At 64.9% G+C, this 17,368-nt stretch carries 17 protein-coding genes; 7 read left to right on the top strand and 10 right to left on the bottom strand.

The window, feature by feature from the left end:
• The first annotated feature begins 107 nt into the window (after positions 1 to 107).
• On the top strand, positions 108 to 782 hold the full coding sequence (locus ACX80T_RS13115) for a potassium channel family protein (protein ID WP_024477335.1): 675 nt from the start codon (positions 108 to 110) through the stop codon (positions 780 to 782).
• A complete protein-coding gene (locus tag ACX80T_RS13110) occupies positions 779 to 1,495 on the top strand; it encodes a potassium channel family protein (RefSeq protein ID WP_019483774.1) in 717 nt (238 codons plus the stop codon). The genes ACX80T_RS13115 and ACX80T_RS13110 overlap by 4 nt, the downstream gene beginning before the upstream one ends.
• On the opposite strand, the gene ACX80T_RS13105 is transcribed toward ACX80T_RS13110, so the two are convergent.
• From ACX80T_RS13105 to dut, 4 genes are all read right to left on the bottom strand, one after another.
• Positions 1,492 to 2,232, bottom strand: coding sequence for a DUF3159 domain-containing protein (locus ACX80T_RS13105; protein ID WP_019483775.1), 741 nt, complete (start codon positions 2,230 to 2,232; stop codon positions 1,492 to 1,494). The two genes, ACX80T_RS13110 and ACX80T_RS13105, sit on opposite strands and share 4 nt — an antisense overlap.
• Positions 2,229 to 2,609, bottom strand: coding sequence for a single stranded DNA-binding domain-containing protein (locus ACX80T_RS13100; RefSeq protein ID WP_024477337.1), 381 nt, complete (start codon positions 2,607 to 2,609; stop codon positions 2,229 to 2,231). Before ACX80T_RS13100 ends, ACX80T_RS13105 begins: the two co-directional genes overlap by 4 nt.
• A complete protein-coding gene (locus tag ACX80T_RS13095; RefSeq protein ID WP_116778119.1) occupies positions 2,602 to 3,486 on the bottom strand; it encodes a DUF3710 domain-containing protein in 885 nt (294 codons plus the stop codon). Before ACX80T_RS13095 ends, ACX80T_RS13100 begins: the two co-directional genes overlap by 8 nt.
• Before the next feature lie 68 nt (positions 3,487 to 3,554).
• On the bottom strand, positions 3,555 to 4,049 hold the full coding sequence (gene dut / locus ACX80T_RS13090) for a dUTP diphosphatase (RefSeq protein WP_024477339.1): 495 nt from the start codon (positions 4,047 to 4,049) through the stop codon (positions 3,555 to 3,557).
• 128 nt (positions 4,050 to 4,177) lie between these two features.
• On the opposite strand from dut, the gene ACX80T_RS13085 reads away from it, so the two are divergent.
• Entirely contained in the window at positions 4,178 to 4,642 is a 465-nt protein-coding gene (locus ACX80T_RS13085) for a DUF3093 domain-containing protein (protein WP_019481097.1), read from the top strand.
• A gap of 23 nt (positions 4,643 to 4,665) precedes the next feature.
• Here ACX80T_RS13085 and ACX80T_RS13080 read toward each other — a convergent pair whose 3' ends face one another.
• A complete protein-coding gene (locus ACX80T_RS13080) occupies positions 4,666 to 4,965 on the bottom strand; it encodes a DUF4193 domain-containing protein (RefSeq protein ID WP_459304629.1) in 300 nt (99 codons plus the stop codon).
• Between the two features lie 238 nt (positions 4,966 to 5,203).
• Here ACX80T_RS13080 and sepH point away from each other — a divergent pair, with 238 nt between their 5' ends.
• The gene (gene sepH / locus ACX80T_RS13075) at positions 5,204 to 6,496 is read left to right on the top strand and encodes a septation protein SepH (RefSeq protein ID WP_459304628.1); all 1,293 of its coding nucleotides are present in this window, start codon (positions 5,204 to 5,206) and stop codon (positions 6,494 to 6,496) included.
• 48 nt (positions 6,497 to 6,544) lie between these two features.
• On the opposite strand, the gene ACX80T_RS13070 is transcribed toward sepH, so the two are convergent.
• From ACX80T_RS13070 to ACX80T_RS13055, 4 genes are all read right to left on the bottom strand, one after another.
• Positions 6,545 to 7,258: a thymidine kinase gene (locus ACX80T_RS13070; protein ID WP_459304627.1), complete on the bottom strand. Its 714-nt coding sequence runs from the start codon at positions 7,256 to 7,258 to the stop codon at positions 6,545 to 6,547.
• On the bottom strand, positions 7,251 to 8,447 hold the full coding sequence (locus ACX80T_RS13065; protein ID WP_459304626.1) for an alkaline phosphatase family protein: 1,197 nt from the start codon (positions 8,445 to 8,447) through the stop codon (positions 7,251 to 7,253). Before ACX80T_RS13065 ends, ACX80T_RS13070 begins: the two co-directional genes overlap by 8 nt.
• A gap of 6 nt (positions 8,448 to 8,453) precedes the next feature.
• Positions 8,454 to 9,128, bottom strand: a complete 675-nt coding sequence (locus ACX80T_RS13060; RefSeq protein ID WP_019481102.1) for a DUF5998 family protein — start codon at positions 9,126 to 9,128, stop codon at positions 8,454 to 8,456.
• Between the two features lie 90 nt (positions 9,129 to 9,218).
• Positions 9,219 to 11,939, bottom strand: a complete 2,721-nt coding sequence (locus ACX80T_RS13055) for a bifunctional acetate--CoA ligase family protein/GNAT family N-acetyltransferase (protein ID WP_459304625.1) — start codon at positions 11,937 to 11,939, stop codon at positions 9,219 to 9,221.
• A gap of 85 nt (positions 11,940 to 12,024) precedes the next feature.
• Here ACX80T_RS13055 and ACX80T_RS13050 point away from each other — a divergent pair, with 85 nt between their 5' ends.
• Positions 12,025 to 14,505 (top strand): DNA gyrase/topoisomerase IV subunit A, encoded by a 2,481-nt coding sequence (locus ACX80T_RS13050; RefSeq protein WP_459304624.1) that lies wholly within the window; start codon positions 12,025 to 12,027, stop codon positions 14,503 to 14,505.
• Between the two features lie 95 nt (positions 14,506 to 14,600).
• Here ACX80T_RS13050 and ACX80T_RS13045 read toward each other — a convergent pair whose 3' ends face one another.
• Positions 14,601 to 15,587: a GNAT family N-acetyltransferase gene (locus ACX80T_RS13045; RefSeq protein WP_024477344.1), complete on the bottom strand. Its 987-nt coding sequence runs from the start codon at positions 15,585 to 15,587 to the stop codon at positions 14,601 to 14,603.
• A gap of 133 nt (positions 15,588 to 15,720) precedes the next feature.
• Between ACX80T_RS13045 and ACX80T_RS13040 the strand changes: the two genes are divergently transcribed.
• Together ACX80T_RS13040 and ACX80T_RS13035 are read left to right on the top strand one after the other, a co-directional pair.
• Complete coding sequence (locus ACX80T_RS13040; protein WP_019483227.1) at positions 15,721 to 16,086, top strand: BlaI/MecI/CopY family transcriptional regulator; 366 nt, start codon at positions 15,721 to 15,723, stop codon at positions 16,084 to 16,086.
• Positions 16,087 to 16,090: 4 nt separating this feature from the next.
• On the top strand, positions 16,091 to 17,071 hold the full coding sequence (locus ACX80T_RS13035) for a M56 family metallopeptidase (protein WP_459304622.1): 981 nt from the start codon (positions 16,091 to 16,093) through the stop codon (positions 17,069 to 17,071).
• The last annotated feature ends 297 nt before the right edge of the window (positions 17,072 to 17,368 follow it).

Here is a 17,368-nt window from a genome sequence, read left to right as displayed (position 1 = left end):
TCCGCCCGCGCAACTCCATTAGGCTGGGTGCAGCGGACGCAGTGCCCCATCAGGGGGGCGGCGCCGACAAGCAGGCTGGCAATCGGTTGGAACGGCAGGTAGTACGGGTGGCGCATTTTGTAATCATGGGGTGTGGCCGAGTAGGCGTCAGCCTCGCTCACACGTTGGATGAGTCGGGACACACCGTCGCAATCATCGACCAGGATGACCGCGCGTTCCGGAGGCTCAGGGGCTCCTTTGGCGGCCGCAAGGTTACCGGGGTTGGTTTTGACCGGGAGACTCTGAAGAACGCCGACATCGAGAACGCCTACGCCTTCGCCGCCGTGTCCAGCGGTGACAACTCCAATATCCTCGCCACCCGGGTGGCACGCGAGACATTCCATGTGCCCCACGTGGTGGCTCGAATCTATGATCCAGGACGCGCGGAAATCTACCAGCGGCTGGGAATCCCCACGGTGGCGGCCGTACGCTGGAGCGCCGATCAGGTGCTCCGCCGAATCCTGCCGGAACAAAGCATCAACGGTGACTTCAGGGAAACCTCGGGCCGCCTGATCCTGGGCGAGCTCTCGTTGCACGATGGCTGGCTAGGCCGATCCCTCGCCGATATCGAAGCGGCCTCGGGGATCCGAGTCGCCTACCTCACCCGTTTTGGGGAGGGCATGCTGCCCACCTCGGAGACCAGCTACCAGGAAGGTGACATTGTGCATGCAATGATGCAGACCGCCGCTACCGACGAAATAGGGCGCATTCTCGCCAAGAAACCAGTGGAGGAGTCCGAGTGAGGGTTGTCATCGCGGGCGCGGGAAGCGTGGGATCTTCGATCGCCAAGGAGCTGCTCTCCAACAACCACGAGATCTTGTTGATTGACGAGAAACCCGAGGTGATTGGCCGCAGCGGGCTCAAGGGCGCCAAATGGCTGATCGGCGATGCCTGCGAGTTGACCACCCTGAAGGATGCCCGACTGGATGAAGCCGACGTGGTGGTTTCTGCCACTGGCGACGACAAGGTGAACCTGGTGGTGTCGTTGCTCGCGAAAAGCGAGTTCGGGGTGGGCCGGACCGTGGGCCGGGTCAATAACCCGAAAAACGACTGGATGTTCGACGACTCCTGGGGCGTAGACGTCGCGGTCAATACTCCCCGCCTGATGACTGCGCTGGTTGAGGAAGCAGTCGAAATCGGCGACCTGGTCCGGCTACTGACCCTGCAGAGCGGTGTCACCTCGATCGTCGAGTTTACTGTCCCCCAGGAATCCCCGATCGTGGGTCGGACGCTGGGCTCGCTGATCCTGCCCGAGGACTGCACGGTGGTGGCAATTTTGCGCGACGATGCGTCGATTACACCGAGCCCGGACGACGTCGTCGAACCCGGAGATGAGCTGTTCCTGATTGCCGCGATCGCCGCGGAGGATGCGCTCCGGAGTGTCCTGTTGGCGGTTCCTGGGGAATCCGGGGATCCCGACGACGGCGGGCAGATCGACGCCCCCGGCCTGCCTTAGCTGCGTTCGCGGGGTTCGCTGGACTCCTGCGGTTGGGCCGTCGGGCGGGATACGAGCCAGGCGAGCCATAACCCCAGTGCGTAGAGCGGAAGCCCCATGATCAGCCGGGTAGTTCCGAGCGCCACGAAATTCTCCGCGAAGTAGAGGGGCATCTGCACGGCGAGCCGGAGGCCGAGGACGGTCACGATAATCCAGGTGGCGATGGTGTAGGCCCTGACCCGTTTGGGGTCTTTCCGCCATTCGACGCCTTCGCCGCGGATGAAGCCGAACAGGAGGCCGGCAATCGGCCAGCGGACCGCTATGGAGATGACCATTGCGATGATGTAGCCACCATTGGTGAAGAAACCGGGAACGAAGAAGTCCTCGGCATTCCCGGTGCGGCCGGCAACGAAGGCGCAGATCGCCACGCCGATCAGACCGGACAGCGCCTGCGTCAGGGGTGTCCGTGAAACCAACCGAATGATCGAGAAGATGGCTGCTACGCCGATGGCCGCGATCAGGGAGACCTGCAGGTCCTGGTTGATCGTGAACATGACGGTGAAGATCAGGCCCGGCAGGATGCTCTCAGCCAGCCCACGGACGCCGCCAATCGACTGCAGCACGTCGATCTGCCCGTCGTCGCTGCGCTGCACCCCGGATCGTGCGGCGTACTGACCGGCCAACTCGGCGGCGGTAGGACCCTGACGCGGGGCCGGGTTATCCCCAGACGGGGTGCTGGGGGGTGGGGTGGTACTCACTGCTGTGCCTCCGGACGGCCGATGATTTCATAGCGTGGGTTGTAGATCGTGGGCATCCCGTCCACCGGGCTGACCATTCCTTCGAAGGCAATCTGGGTTCCGGCTTCAATGCCCGGAACCCGGCGTTGCCCGATCCAGACCAGCCGCACCTGGGCGGACCGACGTCGTGAGGCGTGTACCCGACGCTCGAATCCGGCCGCCCCCGGCGGCGTGTCGTCGGAGACCACCGCAGCGAACTGGGGCGCCGCGCCCCGCGGAAGAATGGTGATCCGGGAAATGAAACCTCGTGCCCGGGCACGCCCCCGGCTGGGAAGCCCCGCCACCGTGGCCGAATGCGGGGTCCCGCCGATCCCATCGAAGCCCGGGCGGTCAGCCAATGTGAGTGATCTCGGGTCCGCGCTTCAGCGGATCGGTGAGATCGGGCTTCGGCGCCGCAGCGGCAGCCGGTGATGCGGTGGCAGTCTCCTTGGGAAGACGAAGCTGCAGCAACTCACGTGGCGGCAACGGGTGATCTCCCCGGACCACTACAACGTTGCGGAAAAGTTCTTCCATCGGTGCGGCAGCCTCGCGGTTGATCGCCGCCGGTCCACCAATCACTCCGCGCAGGAACCATCGGGGGCCGTCCACTCCAATGAACCGGGCAACCCGGTACCCAGGCTGGCCATCGGGGGTTTGAGCCGGAAGTTTGGCCACCAACTCGGTGCCGAAGGAACCGACCCGGTCCTGGACCGTTCCGCCCTGCGCGCCGACCGAGACGCCGATCTGGGACCGAATCTCGTCCCAGAGGCCGTCGGTGCGTGGTGCGGCGAACACCTGCAACTGCAGGTTGGAACCGTTGAGGTCCAGGGTGACAGCGATTACCCGTTTGGTCTTCTCTTCCACCTCGAGCCGAAGCTGGAGACCCTCGGCTGCGCCGATACGCAGCGCTCCCAGGTCAATATATCCGGCGTCGGAGTCCTTCTCCGACACGTCAAACGGGCCGTTGCTCCGCGAGACGACTACGCCGGCAGCCGGCTCCGCGTCGGCTGCCGCAGGCGTCCCGACAGGCTCAGTGTCCGTCGGCTCGGCCGTGTCCGTGGTGGCTGCGGGGCCCGTTGGCTCGGCGTCCGTCGGCTCGGCCGTGTCCGTGGTGGCTGCGGGGCCCGTTGGCTCAGCGGCCTCGGCAGTTTCGGTTAACTCGACCGGCGCGTCAGCGGGTGTCGTGTCTTCAGCCGGGAGATTCTGTTGCTTCTTCTTCAGGCGCCCAAAAACCATGATTGGGTTCCTTTCCTTGGGTGTGTGGATCCTCCGGGAGGGGGTTCCTGGTCTGGATATCCTTGAGGTTATGCGTGAGTCGGAGCGGCAGCAGCATCAACGCTGTAGCCTCCGGTGGAGCCGAAGCCCCCGCTGCCGCGCACTGATCCGGGGAGTTCTTCAACCACGGTAAATTCGGCGTGCTCGACCTGCTGGATGAGGAGTTGGGCAATCCGGTCCCCTCGTTGAAACGCCAGCGATTCGGTTTTGTCAGTGTTCAGCAGGGTGACAGCAATCTCGCCCCGGTAACCAGCGTCAATGGTGCCAGGTGCGTTCACCACCGTCACCCCGTGCTTCGTGGCCAGACCCGACCGGGGATGGACCAGCCCAACGTACCCGTCCGGTAGCGCGATGGCCAGACCGGTAGGTACCAGCAAACGCTCACCCGGCGCCAACCGGAAGTCGATGCGGCTCCGTAGATCAGCGCCGGCGTCACCCGGCTGCGCATATTCGGGTGGGGCCATCCCGGCGTCGAGCAGTTTGATTTGCACGGGAAGTCTCCGCTGTGGGTCCAGCACGTTCATACTCCAGCTGCCTTGAAAGTGATCGGGGTTAGGCCTTCACTCTAGCGCGAAAACCTGAACGATCACCGGCTACCGGCAGGCCAACGGGCGAGAATGAACTACCCAGGAAAATCTGGGAAGGTAGGGGTATGTCAACACCCGCGCCAGGATCATCAGTCAGCACTGTCCTCTACGAGGAGCGGCTGTGGCCCGCCCTCTGGATCTGGCTGGTCGCGGCGGGAGCGGCAGGTGCATCAGTGGTCACGTTTGCTCCGATCAATCTCACCACCGGGTTTATTGCTGCGACTGTGGTTGCAGTGGTCCTCGGCACCCTGTTGGTCCTGTCAACCCCCCGGATTGTGGTGACCACAACACATTTGACGGTGGGGCGGGCCACGATCGAGCGCCGCTTCCTGGGCGGCGCTGCCGCCTACACCGGTGAAGACGCCACCGCGCAGCGAGGGCCGCAGCTCAATGGGATTGCCTACCTGTGTATTCGCGGCTGGATCTCACCGGTTGTCCGGGTGGAGATCACCGACCCGGATGACCCCACTCCCTACTGGCTGACGTCCACCCGGCGACCGGACCGCCTGGTGGCAGCCCTCGCCGGCTGAGGCTTCCTCCCTCGCCGGGCCGATCAGCCTTCGCAGTCGCTGCAGTAGGCAAGCCCGTCTACGTGTTTGGCGATCTGGGAACGGTGCCGGACAAGGAAGCATGACGCACAGGTGAATTCGTCGGCCTGCGCGGGAAGAATCAGCACCTGGATCTCTTCGCTGGAAAGGTCAGCTCCCGGGAGTTCGAAGGAATCCGCTGCCTCGATCTCGTCTTCGTCAACCACAGGTGACTGGTGGCCAGCGCGGTGGGCCTTCAACTCTTCAATCGAGGCGTCCCCGGCGTCTTCGGGGGTGGTACGCGGCGTGTCGTAATCGGTCGCCATAATTGGGGGTTCACTCTCCGGTGTGCTGTGAGATTGGTTAGTCGGGACTGTCCAACGTCGAGTCCAACGCTGACAGCCGGTATTTTGTGCCCGTACGCCAAAGATTGTCGCTGAACAACCCTCTCTGATCCCAATCGGCGTCGAAACTTCCGCGCCACACCACGGGTGTAGTAGGCATGTCGGCCTTCAGGTGGCAGAGTTTCAGGGTAAGGAAGCATTGTCGGCTCGGAGGATTTTCATGCAGGAACTACGGCTGGTGGGTGTTCACGAGGACGGCGGATACCTGCACTTGAACGGTGAGGACGGCTCCAACTTCAGCCTGCCGATCAACGAAGCGCTGCGCATGGCGGTCACCCGCCCAATGGAACAGCACAAGATCAGCACTCCACCTCCCCCCGCAGGCAAACCAATTGTTCCGCTCTCACCCCGCGATATCCAGTCCCGCATCCGCAGCGGTGCCACTGCCCAGGATATCGTCGACGAGTCCGGCCAGGACCTTGCGCAGGTGCTCCGATATGAAGGGCCAGTGCGAGCCGAACGCGACTATATGGCCATTCTGGCCCAGCGGGTGGAGGTTTCCTCTGCCGTGCCTTCGAACGACGGCTACCGGTCAGCCTTCGGGGAAAGCCCCGCCCAACTCGGCGACATGGTCGCATACCGGTTGCAGGCGTATGGGGTCGATGCCAACGCTGTTGAGTGGGATGCCTGGCGACGCCAGGATGGACTCTGGAACGTGGTGGCACGTTTTGATCTGGCACCAGACACCCGGGTCACCGTCGGGGAGGAACCTCCCGCTCAGTGGACGTTCAACCCCAGCCGGAAAACCGTCCTGAACACCAACCGGTGGGCCCAGTTGCTCAGCGAACTGGAACCGCTCGACGGCCCCCTGCCCACACGGCGGCTCAGCGCCGTTGCTGATCATGTTTTCGACTTTGAAGCGCAGAAAACCCCTGAGGCTGCACCCGAAGAGGAAGAAGCCTCAGACAACCTGCTCGACGTTCTCCGGTCCCGCCGTGGCCAGCGTCTCGGCGTGGACGAGGACGGCGATGACGCCCTGGCTCATCTGCTGGCCAAGGGGGCGATCCCGGCAGCCCATCCCCGCCCCACGGAGGACGATGGGACGGAAACCCCCGCCTCAACTGATGACGACGACGTCGAGCCACGCAAGTTCGCGGGCCTGAGCCTGGCCCCGTCAGTTGCCGACGACGTCGAGTCCGGCATTGAGGGCAAAGCGACCTACAGCGACGGCACACCAAGACTCTTCGAATCGGTCAGCACCGAAACCCGGGAAATCAGCATTTTTGCCCGCCCCAATCGGCCAGCACAGCCCGGGCCGGAAGCCACCGAACCACGCGAGGATCGCGGTCCCGCTCCCGAGAACGCCTCAGCATCCGATCGATCAGCATCCGATCGATCGGCGGCAGACCGATCGGCGAAACCGGTTGAGGAAGCATCGGATCGCAAGATCCGGCCGAAGCGTTCGAGCGTCCCCAGCTGGGACGAAATCGTCTTCGGCACCAAAAGCGACTAGTCGCAGTGAACGAGTAGGTCGCCGGGATTTCCTGGTTGGCGCTTGCTCCTAGGCGAATGGCAGCAACATCTCGTTGCTTTTCATCGCCGTAGCGGTCCTCAGGGTGACCCTCCGCGTGTGATGGCGCCGGCAGAGTGTTTCATAGCCTGTCACTGGTGCGTGTGGGGACTCGGCAACCGAGCCGCCGGTGAGCGGTAGTTCCGGCTGGAGCGGATCCCGCGGCTCCGAGGCCAGCTCAACGTCGCCGACCACCATCTGGTCGCCCTCAACTACCATGACGCCGTCGACGGTCCTCGCGTTATGGGTTGCCCGGCGACCGCACCAGCAAAGTGCCTCCACCTGAAGGACCTGGATTCGGTCGGCGAGTTCGATGAGCCGCTGCGAACCGGGAAAGAGCCTGGTGCGGAAATCGGAGGTGATACCGAACGCGAACACGTCGACGTCCATCTCGTCGACGATACGGGCCAGCTGATCGATCTGCTCGCCCAGATAAAACTGGGCCTCGTCGCAGATGAGGTAATCCACCCGTTCAGCTGACGTCCGGCGCCTGACAATTTCGGCCCAGAAGTCGGTGGTGTCGGTGACTTCCACCGCTGCGGTCTGTAACCCGAGCCGGCTGGAAATCATTGCCTCCCCCGCCCGGTCATGGGAGCTGAAGAGCAGACCGGCCCGGCCGCGGGCGCGGTGGTTGTGGTCCATCTGCAGCGCCAGGGTGGACTTCCCGCAGTCCATGGTGCCGGAGAAAAAGATCAGCTCAGCCACGGGTGCCCTTCCCTCCCGGGCGGTTCAGGGTCAGGAGTGGGACTTCCCGCTCGGCCCGGGTGAGCGAGCCATGCTGGCCGACCACTTCCATGGCCGACGCGGAGGTCCGACGGCGATCGTATAACGCGATGGGCTCCCGCGCCGCGATCATGAGGTCTCCGATGCGGGGCAGCACTCGCTGATCGACCTCGCCAAACAGGCCCGCGTCAACGGCCTGGTCGCGGGTGAAGATCCATGCGAGCCGGCCGTAGGCGTCCCGCCACGCCGCCAGGAGTCGTTCCTGCCCTCGGGGGGACAGGCCCGGTTCAAAGTACAAGTGGAGCATCCGCGGCTCGCCAGCGGTGTGGGCCACCCCGTCGATGAGTTGCGGTTGGGTGGAGAAATCGTGGCGGTGGTCGACGTCGACGTCGACCATCCCGTGATCGGCGGTGAGCAGCAACAGCGTATCGGACGGTACGCGTGCCGCGAGGGTCCTGATCGCTGAGTCAACATCCTCCAACTGGTTACCCCATTCGGCCGAGCCGCAGCCGTAGCGGTGGCCGGCCTTATCCATCTCGTTGAGATACAGGTAGACCAGCGCCCGGTCGGAGGCAGCGAGTTGCTCATGGGCGCCGCGCACCCGGGCCTGGAGTGTTCCCGCCGCCACATAACTGCCGCCCCGCAACGCCGCCCTGGTCATTGCAGAGTCGGCGAATTTGGGGAGGGACACGCTGACCACCGGGAGCTGCCCGGCCGCCTGCTCAAAGACTGAGGGATACGGTTGCCACTGCAGCGGATCGACTCCCGGGTCCCACCCGCCCAACATGTTGACGACTTTCCCCTGCTCCGGGTCCAGCACGTCGTAGCCAACCAGCCCGTGCTTGCCCGGCGGCAAGCCGGTGCCCAGGCTCCCGAGGGATGCGGCTGTTGTTGAGGGGAAAGCCGAGTTGAGGGTTCGTGCGCCGTCCAGATGGCGGCGCAGGAACGGCGCGTGACCGCCGCGTTTCTTCAGCAATGAGGAGCCGAGCCCGTCGACCACCACCACACACACTCGTGAGGCCGTGGGCAAGCCCAGAGCGTTGAGGAAGGGGCCGGACGCTGAGTCCAGTCCCAGGGCCGCCGCCGCGCTGGTGAAGACCTCGGCGACGGTGCTGCGCCCATAGGGCGGCGCCGCCGGAAGAGGCTCCCGGTGTTCGGTCAGAGATTCCACCAGCGGCTAGCCCTGGTGGTGGGTTCGGCTGAAGCGGGCGCCGAGGCCGGGCTGCCTGCGCGGCGTCGGGCTGACGGTGCTGCCGGCACCCGGCATCACCGGGTTGGCTGTGTTGACCTTCCGCAGGGCCCTGGCGAATGATTTCGCGTTCTGGACCGCCTGCATACCGTCGGCCTCAGCGCTGACGCGCAGCACGATGTCTTCCTGGGAAATGGTGCCGGTGTACCCGTGGTCGGCGTCGCACTGGGGGTCGCTGCACCCGGCCGGACCCATGTCCAGGCGCTGCCCGCCGGACCAGGCAATGGCGAGGGTCAGCTCCCGAGCCTGGTCGGAAGGCTTGTAGTCCTGAGGCTGGGCGTAGAGGTAGCTGAGGACCACTGAGCGGATCTGGCTGACCGGGACGGACTCGGTGGAGACCTGGGCCATCATCTGCTGCCCGTCCTCGTCCAGCTGCTGGTCGTCGACGTGGGTGATCACCAGCATGTCCTCGGTGAGAACCAGCACGGTGATATGACGGTGAACCTCGTTGCGTTCGAAGTGGGTTTCGAGGTGCACCACATGGGAGAGCGGTTCCCGACCATCAAGGGCGTCGTGCACCGTGTCTGCCACCAGGCGCGGATAAAATCCTGCCCGTTCCAGGGAGGCGTCGAGGCTGCGGCGTTCAGCGGAAAGCGATGTCATACCTCCAGTTTCCCCCACCCGGGCACCCGCCACCTAACCCGGCGACCGGTAGGGCGCGCCGTTCACCCAGGACGGCGGCCGGCGGCGTCGTTAGTCCCGCATGGCCCGTCGTGCACTGTCGGTGCGACGCTGCGGGTTGCCGACCATAATGTCGGTGCTGAGGATGACCAGTCCAGTGGCCGAGACCAGCACCGGGTTGAACTCAAGCAAAGCGATCTCCGGGTGGTGGTCCTTGAGGACAGCCACCCGGCTGATCAGGTTTTCGATCGCGGCGATGTCGGTCGCCGGCAGGCCCTGGTAGCCAAACAGTTTGCGGGATGCGCGCGGGCCGCGGACCAGATCGGAAACGTCGACGGCGGATAGCGGCGGGATGCTGTGCGCCCAGTCATCGAGAAGGTCGACGGCGTCGCCTGCCAGTCCGAAGGAGAGCACCGGGCCCAGCAGGGGATCTTCAATTGCGCGGAGCGTACAGGCCTGTCCGGAGGGCGCCATGGACTGCACCTCCATTCCGCTGACTCCGAAGGGTGCTAGGACCTTCTCCATCTGCGAAATGTTCTGGCGGAGGGATTCTGCGTCCTCGATGTTCAACCGGACGCCCCCAAGGTCGAGGCGGTGCCGTAGATGTTCGTCGACGGTTTTGATGACCACCGGCCACCCGAGCCGGTCAGCGGCTTCGACAGCCTCATCGGCTGTCGCGAAGCGGACGGCGGGTAGCAGGGAGATGCCGTAGTGGCCGAGCAGGGTGGCCGACTCGGCGCCGTCCAGCCGGGTCAGGCCATCGCCGTCGACCCGGAGCAGCGCCTGCTGCAGCACCGCAGACGCGGCATCGGAGTCGATGTCAGCCGGTTCGTGGAAGCCGCCGCTGTCCCGGGAGCGCCATCGGGCGTAGGTTACCACTGCGCTGAGGGCGGCGACGGCGGCCCCCGGTCCCGCGTAGCAGGGCACCCCACGCTGGCTTGGCACCGCGGCGTCCCCGTCGGCTGACGCCAGCGGGTCTCGGGGTGAAGCCAATAGCCCATCTGATTGCACAGCCGGGTCCAGGATGCCCGCAAAGGAGGCGACAAGAGGCTTGTTGGCTGTCTCGGCGCAGTCCCGCAGGCAGTCGGCAATGGCCTCGACTGTCAGCCCGGGCGCCGGGAGCAGGGCGACAACGGCCGAGTGCACTTCGTCGTCGGACAGCGCGTCGAGAATTGCCGCGCGCAGGACTGGCAGCGCAATGGACTGCCCGGTGTCCAGATCAATGTCCGTCACCAGCCGCCGCACGTCGAGGGACTGGGCAGCGGCGGCATCGGCGACCACCTTGCCGAGAGCCAGCGAATTGCTGAAAACGGCGAGCGCTGGACCGGCCGGGAGGGGCTGGCTGACGAGAATCTGGGCAATGTCCACCAACTGGGCGGTCGTTTCCACCCGGATGACCCCCGATTGCCTCAGCATTGCGTCGAGCGCCCCCGAGGGGGCCTGGGTGGTGCGGACGGCGTGGCCGGGCGGTAGTTGCAGGCCCATCACATCGGACTTCGCGACGATGACTGGTTTGGTCTTCGCCAGCCGGCGGGCAATCCGGGAAAACTTGCGTGGGTTGCCCACCGACTCCAGGTAGAGCCCCACGGCGCGGGTGGACGGGTCATCCTCCCAGTACTGCATTGCGTCATTGCCCGAGATATCGGCCCGGTTGCCGGCAGACACGAAGGAGCTCAGGCCCAGTCCGCGGCGTCCTGCCGCCGCATACAACAGCACTCCGATCGCCGCTGACTGGCTGAACAAACCCAGTGCACCGGCGGCCGGCAGCGCGGGGGCCATCGAGGCATTGAGCCTGACCTCCGGGTGCGTGTTGACCAGGCCCAGAGATGCCGGGCCGACCACCCGCATGCCGTAGGCCCTCGCACGATGCACCAGGGCCCGCTGCCGGGCCAGCCCTTCGGCGCCGTCGTCGGCGAACCCGGCGGTCGCCACGAGGAGGCCCTTCACCCCGGCCACGCCGCACTGATCCACGACCGACGCCACCTGGTCATAGGGGACAGCGATCACGGCTAGTTCGACCGGCCCCGGGACTTCGCCGATGGAGGCGAACGAAATCATGCCCGCCAGTTCGAAAGCCTCGGGATTCACCGCATACACGTCACCGGTGTAGCCGCCATCGATGATGTGTTCCAGGAAGGAATACCCGACGGTCCCCCACTCGCGGCTGGCACCGATTACAGCGACCGACGACGGCGAGAGCAGTCCGGCGACGCTGCGTGCCTCGGCGCGGTGTTCCCGGGACTCCATCACGGCGCGTGACTTCTCGGTGGGGTCGATGTTGAACTCCAGCATCACCACGCCGTCGTCGAAGCGCCGTTGCACCTCGTAGCCGGCCTCAGCGAAGACGGTGATCATCTTGCGGTTTTCCGGCAGGACCTCTGCCGAGAACCGGCTGATGCCGTTCTCCCGGGCAGCCGCGGCGAGGTGTTCGAGCAGGATCGACCCCAACCCCCTGCCCTGGTGGGCATCAGAGACGTTGAAGGCGACCTCGGCTTCGGTGGGGTCATCGAGCCGGTCGTACCGCCCAATACCCAGAATGTCCGTACCGCGGGTGACGACGAACGCCACGCGGTCCCGGTGGTCCACCTCAGTGAATCGTTTGAGCTCTTTGTTGCTCAGCGAGGACTTGTAGGTGAAGAACCTCAGGTAGATCGAGTTCTCGGACTGTTGCATGTGGAAGTGCTGCATTGCTGGCGCATCATCGGGCGAAATCGGCCGCAAATGTGCAGTGGCGCCGTCCCGCAACACGACGTCGGCCTCCCAATATTCCGGGTAATGTCCGTCAGCCGCCATAGACTCACCCTAGTGGGCGTTCGGCGTTCACGTCATTACCCTTGGCAGCACCTACCCTTTTTCACAACCCGAGGACCATCCGATCATGGCCAGGCGCCAAAGCACAGCAGCCCCGGTGGATTACACCGAGAACATCATCGACATTGACGTCACTTCCGAAATGGAAGGCTCTTTCCTTGAGTATGCGTACTCGGTGATTTACTCCAGGGCCCTACCCGATGCCAGGGACGGGCTGAAACCCGTGCAGCGGCGCATCCTGTACATGATGACCGATATGGGGCTGCGCCCGGACCGTGGCCATGTGAAGTCCGCCCGGGTCGTGGGCGAAGTGATGGGTAAGCTCCACCCGCACGGCGACGCCGCGATTTACGACGCAATGGTCCGCATGGCACAGGACTTTTCGCTGCGCCTGCCCCTGATCGATGGGCACGGCAACTTCGGGTCACTCGATGACGGCCCAGCCGCCCCCCGCTACACCGAGGCCCGCCTCGCCGCGGCGGCCCTCACCATGACCGACCACCTCGACGAAGACGTGGTGGACTTCGTCCCGAACTACGACAACCAGCTCATGCAGCCGGAGGTGCTCCCCGCCGCCTTCCCCAACCTGCTGGTCAATGGGGCGACCGGCATCGCCGTCGGTATGGCGACGAACATGGCCCCCCACAACCTGGGCGAGGTAATCGCGGCAGCCCGGCACCTGATCGCCAACCCTGACGCCGGGCTCGATGACCTGATGCGTTTCATCCCCGGACCGGACCTTCCCAGTGGCGGTAAAATCGTGGGGCTTGAGGGTGTGCGGGACGCCTATGCGACCGGCCGTGGGTCCTTCAAAACCAGGGCCACCGTGGGAATCGAGCAGCTTTCCGCCCGGCGCACCGGCCTCGTGGTGACTGAGCTGCCCTACACGGTGGGCCCCGAAAAGATCATCGAGAAGATCAAAGACGCCGTCACATCGAAGAAGCTCCAGGGCATCTCCGACATTGTGGACCTGACCGACCGGCGTCACGGGCTGCGCCTGGTGATCGAGCTGAAGAACGGCTTCAACCCCAACGCCGTGCTGGCCCAGCTGTACCGGTACACGCCGATGGAGGATTCGTTCGGCATCAACAATGTGACCCTCGTTGACGGTCAGCCCCGGACACTCGGCCTGGTGGAGTTGCTGCAGGTCTACATCAAGCACCGACTGTCGGTGGTCCGCCGCCGCACCGCCTACCGGCTGGGACGCAAGAAGGACAGGCTTCACCTGGTCGAGGGTCTGCTGATCGCGATCGTCGATATTGACGAGGTCATCCAGATCATTCGCTCTTCGGATGAGTCGGCCCAGGCCCGGGAACGGCTGATGTCGATCTATGATCTGACCGAGCTGCAGGCGAACTACATTCTTGAGCTTCGGCTGCGTCAGCTGACCAAGTATTCACGCATCGAGTTGGAGAAGGAGCAGGACGAACTGCGCCGGGAGATTGCCCTGCTGGAGGAACTGCTCGGCTCGGAAGAGAAGCTGCGTGCCCTCCTGTCGGAGGAACTTGCAGAGGTGGCGGCGAAGTTCGCCACCCCCCGTCGCACGGTGTTGCTGGAGTCCGAGTCCAGTGCACCGCTGAAGGGCACGGTGATGCCCGCGGCTATATCGCCCGGCGGGAAAACGACGCCGTTACCCCTGGAAATTGCTGACGATCCCTGCTGGGTGATCCTGTCGACGTCGGGACAGCTGGCACGCACCGCCGACCAGGAACCGTTCGGTGAGGGCGGGCAACGGGTCAAGCACGACGTGTTCAGTTCGGTGATTCGTTCAACGGCGAGGGCGGAGGTTGGAGCGGTCACCTCGGCCGGGCGAATGCTGCGCCTTCAGGTGATGGATATGTCTGCTCTCGCACCAACCGCCGGGATTCCCAATCTGGCGGGCGGCGTACCGGCGCAGGAGTTCATGACCCTGCTGCCCGGGGAATCCCTGGTGGGGTTGGCACCGCTCGACGCGGTAATCGCCCTGGGCAGTGCGCAGGGCGTGGTGAAACGGGTTGCCCCCGAGTATCCATTGAACCGCGACGAATGGGAGATCATTTCCCTCAAGCCCAAAGACAAGGTGGTGGGCCTGGCCGCGGCCAGTGACCAGGACCTGCTGGTCTTCATCACGGCCCAGGCGCAGCTGCTGCGTTTCCCCGCATCGACCGTCCGTCCGCAGGGCCGCACCGCCGGTGGTATGGCAGGCATCAAACTGGGATCCGGTGACTCGGTCATCCACTTCGGCGCTGTGGGTGCCGAGGATTCGGCCGCCGTCGTCGTGACGATTGCCGCCGCGAGCGGAGCGCTGCCGGGCACCTCGGCTGGATCGGTCAAGGTGACCGATTTCGCGGAGTATCCGACCAAGGGTAGGGCTACAGCGGGGGTCCGGGCCCACCGGTTCCTCAAGGATGAGGACATCCTGCTGCTCGCCTGGGCCGGACACGGTCCGGCAAAAGCCGCGTCAGCTTCCGGTGTGTCCAGGGCCCTCCCCACCGAACACGGGCGCCGTGACGGTTCTGGTGTCACCCTGAGCCAGTCAGTCGACTCGATCGGACCCAGCCTCGTCTAGGGTTAGCCCCGGTCTAGGGTTGGCCCCGGCTATGGTTGGCCCCGGTCTAGGGTTGGCCCCGGCTATGGTTGGCCGGGGCCAATCGCGTCCATGGTTTAGATGCGCAGTTCGTACACCCTGACCCGGTGGGTGGCTTCGTAACCCAGACGTTCGTACAGGCCGAGGGCACCCGACGGGTTCTCGGTATCGACGCCCAGGCCAGCGTGCTCGATGCCGTCAGCTTTGAAGCGGCGCATCGCCTCGACCAGCAGGGCCGGGGCGAGCCGCAGGCCCCGCCATTTCCGCCGCACTCCCAGCAGGTCGGTGTAGCCCTCGGTGTGGCCCAGCAGTTCCCCGGACGCGGGATCGTAACTGGCCAGCTGGTAGGCAGCCACTTCGCCGGACGCCTCGTCCACCACCGCGAGGCTCCATTCGGGTTTAAACTCGGGGTGCGTCACGGTGAACCGCCAGGACTCCTCGTCACGTGGTTCACTCCCCCAGTGGTCCTGGAACGCCTCGTTGTGGGCGAGCCGCACCGCCTCGGACAGATCGTCCGAGAACGTGACAATCTGCAGTCCGGCTGCAATATCGACTTCGGGGATCTCCGTCTGCAGCGGACGGGTCATCTCCGTGAAATACCTGACGACGGCGTTGCCGGTAGCTTCCATCAGCGCGAGCTGGGATGGCACCCGTTCCTCCGCGTAGGTACGCAGCACTCCTGCCCCGGCGCCGTCGTCGTCCAACCGGCGACGCGCGCGCCCCGCCTGCCAGGAGTAGAGTGCGGTACCGATCCCCTGCCGGCGCCTGGCGGGGTCAACCCCACCCATACTGTAAACCACAGTGGACCCGGGATTCCGCTGGATTACCCCCACGGCGCGGGGCACACCCGCATCGTCGAGACCCAGGATGGTGTCCTTTGCCGGGTCGGTTTTCGATGAGCCCAGTATCTGCTCCAGGTCGGCCCGCTCCTCCACCCAGTCCGGCTGGTCTTCCTTGGCCATCCGGTGCAGCAGCTCATGCCAACTACCCAGATCATTAGGCGTGATGGCACGCCAATGCAGCGGCGTGCCGGAGGGAAAGAAGTCCGATTCTGGCTTTGTCATGGCAAAAGCCTAAATCACCGGGACGGTCAACCATCGGCTGAGCAACCGACATCTTGTTCTACCGCATGTAGAACCTTGGCGAAAAAGAGAGTAGATTTGAAGTACTCATCCACAATTTTAGCGAAGGACTTGCATGGCCACCCTCGGAGAACTCGAACGCACAGTGATGGATTTGCTGTGGGGCACCCCCGGGGCACTGACCGCGAACGCACTGCGCGACATGCTGGCGTTGGCGACGAAGGAAGCCGTGGGCAAGGAGCTCGCCGTCACGACAGTCCTGACTGTCCTCTCACGGCTGGAGAAGAAGGGGCTCGTGGAACGGGAGCGGGAAACCCGCCCGCACCGCTACCGTGCGATCACCAGCCGGGAGGAACACACCGCCGAGTTGATGCACGAAGTCCTCGTCACCGCCCCAGACCGGGAAGCAGTCCTGGCACGGTTCATCGGAAGCGTTTCCGACAGCGAGGCACAGGCTCTGCGCAAACTGCTCGGCAGCTGAACGGATGTTTTGGGCCGCCCATTTTTTGGCCGGGCTCGCCGTCGTCCTCGCCTGGCCTGCGCCGGTAGCCCTGTCTCGGGCAAAGTGGCCCACCCGTTCACCGTTTACGGCGATGATTCTGTGGCAGGCGATCGCCCTCGCGGGCGGACTGTCAATGATTGGCGCGATGCTGGTCTGGGGTCTCGACCCGCTCGGCGACAACCTGGTGGAAGCCCTTGGCCGCTTCGGCGACATGGCGTTTGCCAACCAGCCGGTCGACACGCTCGGCCTGGTCCACGTCTTCGCCCTGAGCGCCGCTGGGCTGCTCAGCGCCCACCTGATCTTTACCCTGCTGCTGACTTACGCCAAGATTCGTGGGCAGCGTAAGCGACACCGGGACATGCTGAACCTGCTCAGCTCCCCGGCAGCAAACCGGCCGGCAACGCTGGTGATCAACCATCCCACCCCTGTGGCCTATTGCCTTCCGGGTGGTGCCAGATCAGTGACCGTGCTCTCCGACGGGCTCCTCGACCTGCTGACCCCCGCCGAACTCGACGCCGTACTGGTGCACGAGCGGGCGCACCTCCACCAGCGACATCACCTACTCCTGTGGGCGTTTGCGGCCTGGCGCGCGGCCCTCCCGTGGCTGCCCACGTCACAACTGGCGCAGCGGGCTGTCAACGAGTTGATCGAGATGCTCGCCGACGACGAGGCTCTGAAGCAGGTTCGGGAGCCAGTCCTGGCCCGGGCGATCGCTATCGTCGCCTCCGGGTCGCTGCCCGACCAGCAGGGCGGTTTCGCCCACGGTGACTCGTTTGCGGTGACGGCGCTTGCTCCCGGCGCGACCCCTGACCAGGATGCTGGTGCCACCCTTAACCGGATTCACCGGCTACTCACTCCGCAGCCGCCCTTGTCGCTGCCCCAGCGGGCGGCCGCCCTCGGCGCCTCGGGACTGCTACTGGGGGCGCCGACGCTACTGCTGATTGCCCCCTGGGTGCTGGGTTAGCGCTGCCTGGCGCTGGTTTTATGAGCAATGCTCCCACTGATCGGGCACGGTCACTGGGATTGGCTAGATACTCTCAGTGACCGTCGGTGATCGTTGGGACACTTAGTCGCGGCATCCGGCGCGGCTGGTACAGGAACTGTGGAAATAATCCGCGCCCCAAAGTGGGGGGGTAGCTCGGCGAGCTAATGAGTTGGCTCGTGGCAGGTGCCATGACGAGTAGTCATGGGAGCGGATCGTGTGGCACTATCTGCTTTCCGGAGATACGAAAGTGGCAGGTGCCCTCCGTCCAGGACACCC

The organism is Arthrobacter sp. Sr33 (assembly GCF_054511195.1).
The sequence above is the reverse complement of the archived record's forward strand: the minus strand, read 5'-3'. Positions and strand labels throughout refer to the sequence as shown.